Source organism: Pseudomonas sp. 1152_12, from assembly GCF_052850675.1.
In genome coordinates this window covers 28,778-41,477 of the sequence record NZ_VXCW01000015.1, presented here as the reverse complement: position 1 = coordinate 41,477, position 12,700 = coordinate 28,778, and the positions used below count along the sequence as shown (strand labels likewise).

Genomic DNA, 12,700 nt, shown 5'->3' with positions numbered 1-12,700 from the left:
GTTGTTGTTATTGGCCGCAGAAATTCGGTGAGCGTTTTTCCGTGGATGCGCGCAGGGCCTCGATACCATCGGCACTGCGCCCGCACAACAGCCCGGCGGCCAGTTCGGCCTGCAGTTGCTCGGGTAGGCTGCGGGCGCCGCCTTCGCGGATTAGGGTCTTGGTCTGGGCGAAAGCGAAGGTCGGGCCGTTGGCCAGGCGGCTGGCCAGCTCGGTGGCGTGGATGTGCAATTGCTCATCGGCGACCACCTCGCCCACCAGGCCAGCGGCCAATGCGCGGTCGGCGTTCCACAGTTCGTCGAGGAACAGCAGGCGCTTGGCCTGTTCGCTACCGATCAGGCGCGGCAAGTGCCAGCTGGCGCCGGCATCCGGCGAGTACGCCATGCTGGTGTAGCCGGCCTTGAAGCGCGCCGACTGGGCGGCGATGCGCAGGTCGCAGCACAGCGTCAGGTCCATGCCGGCACCCACAGCAGTACCGTTGATCGCGGCAATCGTGGGTTTGTTGAGGGTGTGCAGACGGCTCATCAGGGCGTGGGCGGTTTCGGTCCAGCCATAGGTTTGCAGGGCGCCGCGGGCTTCGGCTTCGGCCCATTCAGCCAAGTCGGCACCGGCGCAGAAACTGCGGCCGCTGCCGGTCAACACCACTGCGCGCACAGCAGGGTTGCTGTTGAACGTGTCGAGCACGGCATGCAAGTGCTTGAGCGTCGGAATGTCCAATGCATTGCGCTGCGGGCCACGGTTGAGCGTGATCCAGGCAACGCCTGCATGCACCTCGGTGAGCACGGAAGAATCGGCAGTCATGGCTTCCTCGAATTATTTTAATTGGCGTGAGGGGTGCGACATGGCGAGATACTAAACGAGTGTTCAGCAAGGAGGCAATCGGTAAGCAGCAAATAGTTTCAGAGGAGAATTACCGGCCTGAACATTGCGTCCAGGCGGTGAGAAAGGCTCAGGGTTTCAGCTGATAACGCTGGCGCCCACCACTCTGCAAGCCGTCGACCCAGGCCTCGCAGATCTGAACGCCCTGCTCCGGCGTGAAGGTGCCGGGGTTGAGCCCCGACTCCAGCCACAACCCGTCGAGCAAGGCGCTCAAGCCAATGGCGGCGAGGTCGGCGTCGAACGCCTGCCAACCCGCCTCCTCGGCCATGTCGGCCAAGGCGGAGCGCATGATGGTGCGGTACTCGCCATAGGAATGTTCGTGCGCCTGGTTGATCGCGGGTGCTGTCTTGACCGCGCCCCAGAACACCAGCCACGCATCGAGCAGTTGCGGGTCGAGTAACTCTGGAGAAAAGGAGCCCCGGAATAACGCTGACAACCGCTCACGAGGTTCCGGCGGCGCCGTGGCCATCGTCTCGCGCAACAGGCTCATGACTTGGGCCGTGATGGTGCGGTAGGCCTCGGCCACCAGCTCATCCTTGCCTGAGTAGTGGTGGCTGATCAGGCCCACCGACACCCCGGCCTCGGCGCTGATCTTACGGATCGAAGCGCCCTGGAAACCATCGCGCTTGAGGCACGTCAGCGTCGCCTGGACCAGGTTTGCCTTGCGCAATTGCGGCTCCATACGGGAGAAACGGGATTCCAGGGTCATGGGGCAGTGTCCTTGTTGAGTCGGCTGCTCGACTCTACATCAGTCGCGAAACCCCGGCGATATCAGCGTATTCGGTGAGGTGTTGCGTCATGCTCATTTCAAGGTGTTGAGTGCGCGCCGTAAGAAAGTTGACGAACGGTCAGTGGCGAGCGGGCTTGCCACAACAAACACACTGACAACAAGGCCGCTTGCCACAGAATTCGTGATTTGCGGTAAAGAGTCCTTTTCGGATTCGGCGGTTTTTCCAAATGAACGGCGGGCGGATACTCGACTCCATTGTTCACACCTCTTCAGGAGTTACTGATGTCTATTCCTAACCAAAACGTCCCCGCCTTCGGTCTCGGCACCTTCCGCCTACAAGGCCAAGTAGTGATCGACTCCGTGAGCACCGGCCTGGAGCTGGGCTACCGCGTCATCGACACCGCGCAGATCTATGAGAACGAAGCGGATGTCGGCCAAGCCATTACCGACAGCGGCGTACCGCGTGACGAACTGTTCATCACCAGTAAGATCTGGATCTCTAATTTCGCCGAAGGGCTGTTGATTCCCAGCCTTAAAGAAAGCCTGCACAAGCTCAAGACCGACTACCTGGACCTGACCCTGATCCACTGGCCATCGCCGGAAGACCAAGTACCTGTCGCCGCGTTCATGGGCCAACTGCTGGAAGCCAAGCGCTTGGGCCTGACACGCCAGATCGGCATTTCCAACTTCACGATTGAGCTGATGAAACAGGCCATTGCGGCGGTCGGTGCCGAAAACATCGCCACCAACCAGGTCGAATTGCACCCCTACCTGCAAAATCAGAAAGTGGTGGATTTCGCCACTGCCAACGGCATCCAGATCACCTCATACATGACCTTGGCCTACGGCGAAGTGCTCAAGGACCCGGTCATCCAGCAAATCGCCGCACGCCATCAAGCCACCGCAGCGCAAGTGACGCTGGCATGGGCGATGCAATTGGGCTACGCGGTGATCCCATCGTCGACCAAACGCGCCAACCTGGAGAGCAACCTGAAGGCCCAGCAACTGACATTGGATGCTGCCGACATGGCACAGATTGCCAGCCTGGAGCGTGGCCATCGACTGACCAGCCCCAAGGGCATCGCACCGAAGTGGGACTAGACCCCGGTTGCCGGTTGACGGGATAACTCCCGCAGCCACGGCAATACCCGCAGGCCGCGGGCGGCCTCGGGTGGGTCGATGATGTCCATGAAATGTTCGAGGTTGACGGTGTCCGGCGCGCCAGGTAGCCGTACCAACACCGTCGGCGTCGCACCGGCAACTGCGTTCAGGTCCTGGTGGTCGTAGACCAGCACGTGCCGCACCTGGGGCTGCGGGCCACAGGTATGGGCCGCCAGCCCTCCATTGATGATAAGTACATCAAAGGGCTCCGCCGGGGCGGCGGTAAGAATTTGGACTTCTTCGAAGGTTTGCACCGGCACAATCCGGTAGTACCCCAACTGGTTGAGCATTTTTTCGATGTACAGCCGTTGCAGGTGCTGTTCATCGGCAATCAGGATGGTCAGTGCTTTATTTGGCATGGCAGCTCCCAGGGCAGGCTGTACTCGTCAGTGAGCCTCGCCCATTTTCCAGACATATTCCGAAGACAGAATCAGGCTTATTCCCCCTTCACGTAGGAGTTCTCCCAAAACCACCGAATGGCCATCAACCACGCTCATCGCCGATTGCGATAAGTACTCAGGCGGTCGTGCAGATCGCCGATCGCCTTATCCACAGCTTCAGCCGCCAAGCCCAGTGCCTTGCGCTCCTGGCGTTGACAGATACCCTCCAGCGTTTCACAACAGGCGATCAGCGACTGGGCCTTTACCATTCGCGCACCGCCCTTGGCGCGGTGGGCCAAATCATGCAGCGCATGAAAATTGAACGACTGTAGCAACCTTGGGACAAGCGCACGGTCAGCTTCCAGGCTGTCGAGCAACGGTATGAGGAGTTCATTCAGCGCGGCGTGATCGTCCCCCGTCAATGAGATTAACGTGCTCAAATCAAACGCCACTTCGGCTTCAACTGCGCAGGAGCGGGTGGTGAGTGAGGCCAGCGCCAACCGCAAGTCTTCAAGCCCCGCTGGTTTGAACAGGCATGCATCCATGCCCGCCTGATGACAACGCTCGGTTTCTTCCGGTTGCGCATTGGCGGTGAACCCCAGTAACAGGCACGGTTGCAGACCTTGCTCACGTTCTTGCGTGCGGATGTCACGGGCCAAGGTGTAGCCGTCCTTGAGAGGCATGTTGCAATCGGTGATCACTGCATCCGGCCGCTTGGCTTTCCACAGCTCGAGCCCCTGGACACCTTCTTCGGCCGTGATGATGCGATGCCCCAGGAAGCTCAATTGCCGAGCCAGCAGCACGCGGTTGGCCGGGTAGTCATCCACCACCAGAATGTCCAGTGCATGCGTCGGCCGAGTATCCAGACCAAGAGCGGAAACCTCGACGGCTAACGCTGTGGTCCTGGCCAATACCAACGTCACATCGACCCGCGTCCCCTGGCCCAGCCCACTGCTCAACTGCAGGTTGCCTCCCATCATTTCACACAGGTTGCGGCTGATCACCAGCCCCAACCCCGAGCCACTGCGCGCGGACTGGTCGGTATTGCTCCCCTGGATAAATGGGTTGAACAGACGCTGCTGGTCTTCAGCGCTGATGCCTATGCCCGTGTCGTCTACCCATAACCTGAGGCTCATCTGCCCGGTGCCTGTTGCCGGCGAACTGCGTGCCCCTAACCGCACCTGCCCTTGGGACGTAAACTTGATGGCATTGCTCAGCAGGTTGGACACCACCTGCTTGAACCGCAACGGATCGGCCAGCACCTGGCAATCAATCAGCGGATCCAGCTCTACCTGCAGCGCCAGGCCCTTGGCCCGCGCCAGGCCCTCGAACACGCGCACCAACGACATCAACAGCTCATACAGATTGGCCGGCTCCAAGGCCAGCGACAGATGGCCGGACTCGATCCGGGCAATATCCAGAATGTCGCCAATCAACTCCAGCATGCCGTGGGACGCAACCGAAGCCACTTCCAGGGCATCGCGGTCGGCGCGGCCCTGCTCGGCGTTCGCAAGGGCCAGCTCGATCATGCCGATCACGGCATTCATAGGTGTGCGGATCTCATGACTCATGGTCGCCAGGAACGTGGTCTTGGCGCGGTTGGCGGCGTCGGCCTCTTCCTTGGCTTCCTGCAGTTGGCCCAATAGCCGTTGGCGCTCACTCACGTCCACCCAACCGGCAATCATGCCCACGACGTTATCGTCGCCATCACGGTAAGGCAGCATCCAGTGGTAAATGGTCAGCACCTTGCCACTGGGCAATTTGAGTACCCGATCATGAATCTGCGGCTCGCCACGCTCCATCAGTCGCAAGTAGTCCTCATGGAAAGACTCTGCCTGCGGAGGGTTGCCGGAATCGGTTTGCATGACCGTCTTGCCGATCACCGCTTCGAGCGTAAAACCAAACACCTCCAGGTAAGCACTGTTGCAGGCCATCAAGCGCCCCTGGCGGTCACGCACGTAGATCGGATGAGGAGTGCCGTCGATCAGTACGCCCATAAAACGCATCTGGTCGCTCAAGGCGCGTTCGGCCTGGGCACGCTTGCGTATCAGGCTGCGCAGGTAAAAAGCCCAGCCCAGGGTAATCAGCAGCAACAGCGCTGCCAGGCCGAAGCCTTGAATGATCGTCCTGCGATGGCGTAGCCAATGGTCTTCGACGATCACGTCAGCGCTCCACTGGTTGATCAGCTCATGCATTTCCTGGGGTGGGATGCTCAGCAGCGCCTTGTCCAGTATCGAGTACAACTCCAACTGGCCACGGTTGACCCCAAATGTCATACGCGCAGGTTCAGAGCCGACAGTGCTGGTTACGCGCAAGATGTCACGGTATTGGGCGATAAGGTAACGTGCATTGATTAATGAATTGACGGCAGCTTCGGCGGCTCCCGAGACCACCAACGCCATGGCTTGCGTCGGGTTTTTGGCTTCCACGAAATGAACGCCGGGGTAATCGCGATTGATCACCTCACGCAGCGCACTGCCGGTGGTTATCGCAAGGCGTTTTCCTGGCATGTCTTCCAAGGTCATCGTCGCGGGATCGTCGTTGCGCGTGACAAGCACCAGCGGATTGGTCAGGTAGGGCCGAGTAAAACGTACCTGCTCAGAGCCCTCAATACTCGGGGTGATCACCGCCATCATGTCCGCCCTGCCGGTGCTGACCGCGTCAATCTGTTGGGCCATCGAACCGCCCGGGACGACATCGAATTTCAAACCGGTACGCAGGCTGACCCGAGACAACACGTCAGCACTCAAGCCGTCCAGTTGCCCTTGTGCGGTAAAGGATGCCAATGGCAGCATCTGTTCGGACGCTACCACTCTGACCCGCGGATGCTTCTCCAGCCAACGCTGCTCGTTCTTACTCAAATGCAGCCGCTCGGCACCCAGCAAGCCAAGGTTGCCACCGCTCCAACGACGTAGTATTTCCATCTGTTCGTTAGCCGGAATTGCCCTCAGAGCCGTATTGACGATACGCAGCAGCCGAGTGTTGTCCCGGGCAACAGCGAAGGCGAAAGCGTTGGATTCCAACGTGGAAAAATCCGCCATTTGCACGTTGTTCAAATGGTTGCGATTGATCTGATAATTGGCGGTGATCGCATCGCCCAGATAGACATCGGCCCCACCAAACGCTACAGCGCCGATGGCTTCGAAAATAGACGGAAACAGTTGCAGGCTCGCCTTGGGATAGAACGCCTGTACCGCGTCGGGCGCCATATAGTGATAGAGCATTGCCACGCGTTTGCCTGCCAGATCAACGGTCAAGGCCTGGGCGTCGCCAGTGCGGGTGACCAGCACCGGTTGGTCATTGGCGTAGGAGCGAGACAGGACCAACTGCGGGTCGCCCGCCTCAAATCCGTTGGCCGTTCCGAGCAAGTCAATGGCGCCGTGCTTGAGCGCCTCGATCAACTCATCGCGGGTATCGTAGCGCCGAACTTCCACGCTGACGTTCAACGCCTGGGCGAGCAACCGTGCGTAGTCGGCCGTTATGCCTTCAAGCTCATCATTATTATTGGTCAGTTCGAAGGGGCCGTAATCGGGAGCGGACACCCCCAGCAGCAACGTACGACGCTCGCGCAACCAGTGCCAGTCCGCCTCTCCCAGCACCAGGGGGGGGCCATTCCCCTCAAGATTGGCGCGCCCCAACAAACGCAGGACGTGAGGCTCATCCAGAGCCGCCGCCAGCATCGGGAGCATGCTCACCAGCAAACCAAAGATGAACCGTCGAATGTGGGAAGGGTTCATTTCGAATCAGATCAGACCATTGCGATTAGCGAACTTGGCCATGTGCACAACGGACGACATGCGCAGCTTCTCTTTGAGCCGAGTCTTATAAGTACTGATGGTCTTGTGGCTCAGGAGCATTTGCTCGGCAATCTGGTTATTGCCCAGGCCCAGCGCCAGCATTCGCAAGACTTCCACCTCGCGGTCCGACAGTGACTCCACCAGTTGCAACTCCGTGGTCTGTAAATCGTCGCGGCGTACCGAACTGCTCGGCAAGCTGGGGAAACAACTGTAGTTGGACATCACGGCCTTGATCGCCTTTTGCAGCTCGTCCAGTTCCCCGGTCTTGGCGACATACCCCATGGCACCGGCGCGCATACAGCGCGAGGAAAAAAATTCCGGAATGGACGCCGTCAGTACCAGCATCTTGCATGGCACGCCTAACGCCTTTACTCGGCTGATCACTTCCAGGCCACCCAGTTTCGGGATGGCCAAGTCGAGAATAATCAGGTCCGGGCGCCCTTCCCTGGCCTTCTGCACAGCATCTGCGCCATTGCCCGCCTCATCGATTTCAGTGAACCCTTCCTGCTTGAGCAGGAACCGAACGGTTTGACGGATAAATGGATGGTCATCGACTATTAACGCTTTACTCATAAAACTCCCCCTGAGAGGTAAGTACCCTCACACACCACACGGGACACAGATACCTGTGAGAAATGACAGTGCCGACCAACGGCACTCTCCCCACTCAGGACGATAGCCAAGCTACGCCTGGTCCCTTCGATTGAAAAAACTGAACTCCTACAGCTAAACCGGAGCCTCCGGCTAGCTGCAAGTGCGCAACCTTAACAACGAAATAACGCTTCATCCGAAGGGGTAATCCCAAGCAAATGTAGGACTTATCCGGGCCAAGCGCCGTCAGTCGAGCGTGTGGCGACGCGTTCGGCGAGCAGCCTAGTCGGTGGTACTCGGACTCCAGAACGCCTGCACTACCAAGGTCGAGGTAGCAATACGCGCCACCAACGCATCCAGTTCGTCGCCGTCTACCGAAGTCGCGACCAACGTGGCTTCGATCTCCACTTCTTCACTGCCGAACGGCCGAACGTCGACGTCGCTGGCCGGGTAGTTGCACCGCGCCAGCTCGGCTTCCAGAAAGACCATCACTGCCTGTTGCTGGCTACGTCGCGCGATGACATAGAGGATATTGGTGACCTCGGCCGACACCACGTCCAACGGCTGGCGGTTGATGTTGTTGACGATCGGGCGCAACAAAGTGTTGGCCGCCAGTACAAACAGCGTGCCCAGCAGCGCCTCCAGAATCAGATCGGCCCCCGCACACGCGCCGACCGCCGCCGATGCCCAAAGCGTGGCAGCGGTGTTGAGCCCGCGCACGTTGCCTTCTTCGCGCATGATCACGCCGGCACCTAGAAAGCCGATGCCTGAGACCACATACGCGACCACTCGCACCGCCCCTTCCGCACCACCCAAGCGGTTGGCCATATCGACAAAAATCGCCGCGCCCACAGCCACCAGCACATTGGTGCGCAAGCCCGCCGTACGCTGGCGATACTGGCGCTCGAAACCGATCAAGCCACCGAGGATAAACGCGGCGGTGAGGCTGACGACGGTATCGACCAAAGAATTGAGGTTGATGTTGTTGAGTGCTTGCATAAGAAATCTCCCTGAACGCAGCAGCCTATTTAAGCCACCGCCGACCCGGAAACCTTCGTGCAGGTACAACCGTCTGCACCGCACCGGTGTTAAAGGCACAGTCAGCTCGGCCCGCCCACCGTAAAAGGCAGGCGCGTCCGTAGCAGCCTGAATGATTTCAGGTGCTGGTCAGCGTCGATGAGAGGGACTCGGGCAGGCGCCAGGACAGGCGCTGCCGGGATGCCGCTTCTCGCTTTTTTAGGCGAGACAACGGCATATAAACACTGCGCGTTACCTTGCCAAGTAGGTGCCGGTTACCACAACCGGTCGACAACTGTCACTCGAACAAGTACCCACTGAGGGTCTCCGCTATTGATGAAAACGCGCGGAGTTTACGCCGCGATTACAAGGGAGTAAACCGTAGGAAAATTTACCGATGAAGATTAGGCAGATTCTTCAGGGTAAGTTCAGGAACTGTATTTCTGGCTGACAGACCGCCATTGCAACAGAGGTATCCACACAACTGCTACGGCACACCGGGCCGATCCCGCTCAACCAATTCGAGGTATTCGTTCAGCCGCCCCCCCGCCAACGGCTTGACCTGAATCGACACCGTATTCACCTGCCGCCCCATCGTAATCCCCTCCCGCGTACGCACCTGCACATACCCAAGCTTGGGCCAGAAACGCTCCGCCTTGGCATTACCGATCACCACCGTCAGCCGCAAGCACTGAGCGCCTTTGCCCACAGCCCACGCCTCAAGCTCGGCATGCAGCCGCCGCGCCAACCCGCTGCCATGCAAGCGCGTATGCATCAGCAGCAGCCCGATATGCCACACCCCGGCAGCAAGCAGGTCGGCGGCGATGTTCACCACCGCGATCAGTTGATCATCCGCATCGCGGTAACCCAGCCAGTACAGGCGGCTGCAGCTCCAGCCTGGGGGCAGATTACCCTGCAACTCTTCGCGCGCTTCAGTCGGCGTCGCGGGTTCGCCGTTGACCGCGATGAAGTAGTCGGGGGCCTGCTCGAAGAAGTGCTGCAGCTCGGCCTCATCCGCCAAGGTGAGCGGCACCACCCGAAGATCCGGCGTGGAGCTCAGGGGCCATTCAGTGTCACAAACCACATCCATGAGGTGCTGTCCTTTCAAATGATTAGTCGACAATCCTGAGCTTCACGTGTGCGCCGTCAGGCAAATCTTTGATCTCAAGTGCCAGGTCACCGCAGAACCGAATCTGCTCCACATGATCAAGTTGACGCACATTGTCGATGGCGTACTCGCCGCCCAATACCGGCGAAATAACGAAGTGGTAAACCTGGCCAGGCGCCAACGACCCAAGCGCTTCCTCGGCCTGCGCCACCATCGGCTGCAAATACCAGTCGTGCAAAAAGGCCTGATCCCTGGAGATCTCATCCAAGGCTGCACGCGTCTGCGCGATCATCTCGCAATAGAGCCCTTCAGGACACAGCCGCCAATAGTGGCCCTGCGTATCCTCGATCATCACGTTGCCAAAGGCTGTGCTGCCCACCACCTCGACGGGGTCGATACCGACCCAGCGCCAGCTGTCGCGTATCGCTTGAATCATGTCCATACAGCCTCCTTGCGTCGAAGAACGTCAATCGTCCCGCGTCAGCACTTCCAACAACTCAATCTCAAAGCGCAAATTGCTGTTGGGCTTGATATGCGCGCCCATCGAGCGCTCACCATAGGCCAGGTGCGCCGGCACAGACAGCGTGCGTAAGCCGCCGACCTGCATGCCCATCAACCCCTGGTCCCAGCCCTTGATCACCCGCCCGGTGCCGATCACACACTGGAACGGCTTGCCGCGTTCCCAGGAGGAGTCGAACACCGTGCCGTCTTCCAGAGTGCCGGTGTATTGGGTGGTGATCAGCGCGCCTTTGACCACGGTTTTGCCGCTGCCCTGGCGCAGGTCGGTGACCTGCAGTTCGTCGTTGCTCATGGGGGTCTCGCTGAATGTGTAAAGGCTGGGTTTTCCCAGAGTTGAGTGGGTTTGGCAAGTGTAGGAACAGCCACCGCCCCACGCCTCTTCACTCCACCTACGAACGAACGCGACATTCCCTCGCCAAAAATCACACACTGCTTATTCTTACTCCGACGTGCCTGCATTCATCCTATGAAAAGACAATTGAGTCTAAATAGGGACTATCAGAATGACCATTGGTACCGGCTTTAATTATCCATCGGACATCGCCCAGCGGCATCATCGTGAAAAGCGCTCTGCCCATGACAAATGGAGAGCTAGATTCCCTAACCCGCCAGACTTGTGCTTTGACTATCGTGCCTTGGTAGAACAAGAAAATGGGGTTGCGCAAGCCACTCAAACCCAGCATAAAATCTGCATTATTGGCGCGGGCATTACAGGCTTAACCACCGCGCGGGAGTTACACAGATGCGGTTTCAAAAATATCACCGTTATTGAAAAGTCCAGGCGTATTGGCGGCAGGCATCTCACCGCACTCGGTAGACATAATACCCATTCGATTGGCAGGCCACCGTTTGAGATGGGCGCAATGAGAATGCCCTTCTTCAATAAATCAAACGAGCAACCCACCGACGGCCGCTCACTCATGGCCTATTACGCTAAGGAATTCGAATTAGTCCATTCTGACTTTCCAAACCCCGGCAGCCCAGCGGTCCGATCAACGGGCATATACCTGCGAGAAGGAAGCATCGATGGAGACGGCGAGCCCACCCTGCTCATCTGGAAAAACACCGACGGAAAAACACCTCCCCCAGGCCAAACATTAGGTACCGTCTTTACGAAATGGAAAAGATTTGCCGACCGCATGACCCTGCATGTCGCCGAGCATTATGGCTCCGAACACTGGGAATCCATGTGGGCTTCTATAGTCAGTCAATACGAGCACCTTTCATTTCGTGACTTGGTGAAAATGCCAGCCATCGATATTTGGCGCCAAGGTGACCCAGGGAATTTTGGCGGGATGGGTATGACAGCGCAAGAATCCGCTGTTTTCTACTCTATCGGAATTGGCGACGGCAGTTGGGGGGCCTTCTATGATGTTTGCGCGCTCTATCCTTTACGCACAGCAATATTCGGGTTCAGTAGTCACCTGCAATTGATCCATGGTCGGGTAAACTCGGATGGCACGCCCATGGATTCACCTTATTTGAACGCCCAATCGACCGTCGACTCAAAAGGGCTTATCTTCAACAAACCAAATTACATTGGACTCGGTGCGCTGGCGGAGTCTTTACTCTTCATAAAAGCGGACGAAACCCGCGAGTCGCTCTATGAACACTTGCTTAACAGTCAATCCGGGCTGCTGACCAGCAGCACAGTGACCAAGCTACAAAAACTGACCAATGGAAAAATACGCGTCCATTATGATTGGAACACCCTACAGCCGGGCAGATTAGAAAAACACTTCCACGACTTCGACTCCGTCGTGATGACGCTGCCGTCCTGGCTCATAGAGACACAAATTCTGCTCGAAAACTTTAACCAGGAAATGCTGCCGTTCGACATAGTAACCGCGTATAAAACCGCGCATTGGGAAACCAGCTGCAAGGTATACGCCCCCCTTAAAAAATCGTTTCTTTCTCACAACAAAAACATTCCTCAAACCATCGTGACTGATAGCTTCATACACGACGTTTACACCTACCGCTACAACGACAATCACGCCTACGACTGCATTCTACTCAGCTACACGTGGGAAGATGACGCGACAAAGCTTTCCTGCTTCAGTGATGACGAGCTGGTTGACAAGTGCATAGAAGAACTTGACCGAATCCTTTTAAAATCAACCAACATCAAACAAAAAATATCACCTTACATAGGCCATGAAGGCGCAGTCGTACAACGTTGGATGAACGATAAAAATGCGCTTGGGTGCGCAAAGCTCTACCGTGCAGGCACTTATTACGACGCTGTCAGCTTGATGAAATACAATCGAGACTTCTCCCACACTTCGGGACTTTATCTATGCGGCGAGTCTTTCTCCGTTGACGCTGGCTGGACCGAACCTTGTTTTAGGGGCGCCATTGATACCGTGATAAACATTTGCAACAAAACCAATGCCGATTTCAATGGTGGCTTTACGATGCAAGACTACCCCGAATACAAAGCCGATAATCAAAAATAAAAGAATCAGACTACACCGCAAGAGGAATCGCCCGACTTTCATACAAACACCTTGTTGACTC

11 protein-coding genes are annotated in these 12,700 nt (G+C 57.6%); 2 read left to right on the top strand and 9 right to left on the bottom strand.

The features are described from left to right. Positions 1-7 precede the first annotated feature (7 nt). Both FW764_RS23935 and FW764_RS23930 read right to left on the bottom strand, forming a co-directional pair. Positions 8-799 (bottom strand): enoyl-CoA hydratase/isomerase family protein, encoded by a 792-nt coding sequence (locus FW764_RS23935; RefSeq protein ID WP_446436037.1) that lies wholly within the window; start codon positions 797-799, stop codon positions 8-10. A 148-nt stretch (positions 800-947) separates the two neighbouring features. Beyond that, positions 948-1,586 (bottom strand): TetR family transcriptional regulator C-terminal domain-containing protein, encoded by a 639-nt coding sequence (locus FW764_RS23930; protein WP_446436036.1) that lies wholly within the window; start codon positions 1,584-1,586, stop codon positions 948-950. 303 nt (positions 1,587-1,889) lie between these two features. On the opposite strand from FW764_RS23930, the gene dkgB reads away from it, so the two are divergent. Then, the gene (gene dkgB / locus FW764_RS23925; protein ID WP_446436035.1) at positions 1,890-2,708 is read left to right on the top strand and encodes a 2,5-didehydrogluconate reductase DkgB; all 819 of its coding nucleotides are present in this window, start codon (positions 1,890-1,892) and stop codon (positions 2,706-2,708) included. Here the strand turns inward: dkgB and FW764_RS23920 are convergent. The 7 genes from FW764_RS23920 to FW764_RS23890 all read right to left on the bottom strand — a co-directional run bounded on the left by FW764_RS23920 (position 2,705) and on the right by FW764_RS23890 (position 10,472). After that, positions 2,705-3,127, bottom strand: coding sequence for a chemotaxis protein CheY (locus FW764_RS23920; protein WP_446436034.1), 423 nt, complete (start codon positions 3,125-3,127; stop codon positions 2,705-2,707). The genes dkgB and FW764_RS23920 overlap by 4 nt on opposite strands. Positions 3,128-3,261: 134 nt before the next feature. Further along, positions 3,262-6,885 (bottom strand): transporter substrate-binding domain-containing protein, encoded by a 3,624-nt coding sequence (locus FW764_RS23915; RefSeq protein WP_446436033.1) that lies wholly within the window; start codon positions 6,883-6,885, stop codon positions 3,262-3,264. Between the two features lie 6 nt (positions 6,886-6,891). Continuing rightward, positions 6,892-7,518, bottom strand: coding sequence for a response regulator (locus FW764_RS23910; RefSeq protein WP_446436032.1), 627 nt, complete (start codon positions 7,516-7,518; stop codon positions 6,892-6,894). Positions 7,519-7,818: 300 nt separating this feature from the next. Continuing rightward, positions 7,819-8,535 carry an MgtC/SapB family protein gene (locus FW764_RS23905; protein ID WP_446436031.1) on the bottom strand — a complete coding sequence of 239 codons (717 nt, stop codon included), beginning with the start codon at positions 8,533-8,535 and terminating at the stop codon, positions 7,819-7,821. Positions 8,536-9,040: 505 nt separating this feature from the next. Further along, positions 9,041-9,643 carry a GNAT family N-acetyltransferase gene (locus FW764_RS23900; protein WP_446436030.1) on the bottom strand — a complete coding sequence of 201 codons (603 nt, stop codon included), beginning with the start codon at positions 9,641-9,643 and terminating at the stop codon, positions 9,041-9,043. Between the two features lie 22 nt (positions 9,644-9,665). After that, a complete protein-coding gene (locus FW764_RS23895) occupies positions 9,666-10,103 on the bottom strand; it encodes a T6SS immunity protein Tdi1 domain-containing protein (protein ID WP_446436029.1) in 438 nt (145 codons plus the stop codon). A gap of 24 nt (positions 10,104-10,127) precedes the next feature. Beyond that, a complete protein-coding gene (locus tag FW764_RS23890) occupies positions 10,128-10,472 on the bottom strand; it encodes an FKBP-type peptidyl-prolyl cis-trans isomerase (protein WP_446436028.1) in 345 nt (114 codons plus the stop codon). A 211-nt stretch (positions 10,473-10,683) separates the two neighbouring features. On the opposite strand from FW764_RS23890, the gene FW764_RS23885 reads away from it, so the two are divergent. Further along, positions 10,684-12,639: a flavin monoamine oxidase family protein gene (locus tag FW764_RS23885; protein WP_446436027.1), complete on the top strand. Its 1,956-nt coding sequence runs from the start codon at positions 10,684-10,686 to the stop codon at positions 12,637-12,639. Positions 12,640-12,700 lie beyond the last annotated feature (61 nt).